This is a genomic window from Romboutsia sp. 13368, assembly GCF_018336475.1.
Taxonomy (GTDB): Bacteria; Bacillota; Clostridia; order Peptostreptococcales; family Peptostreptococcaceae; genus Romboutsia.
On the sequence record NZ_CP048741.1, the window covers coordinates 1,167,584 to 1,167,826 of the forward strand.

Here is a 243-nt window from a genome sequence, read left to right on the forward strand (position 1 = left end):
AAATTTGAGAAAGATGTAAGTGGAGATACATTTAGAAAAAAATGTGAAGATAGAATATTTACTCAAAAAGAAATGAGATTTATAGATATAAAAAGACGTGCAGCAACTGAAGGTAAATGGCAATGGCATATCCCTTCAGCACTTGAAGAGCTTAAAAATGCTATGGTAAATAAAGATATTTGGAGAGAAAATGGTGGATACATACAAAAGGGTCCATTTATTGAAAAAACAGAGGTATCCATT

1 protein-coding gene is annotated in these 243 nt (G+C 30.9%); it reads left to right on the forward strand.

Annotated features, from left to right (window positions below; translation table 11 throughout):
- On the forward strand, window positions 1–243 hold a 243-nt coding region (locus G3997_RS04750; RefSeq protein ID WP_296648914.1), incomplete at both ends, for a hypothetical protein.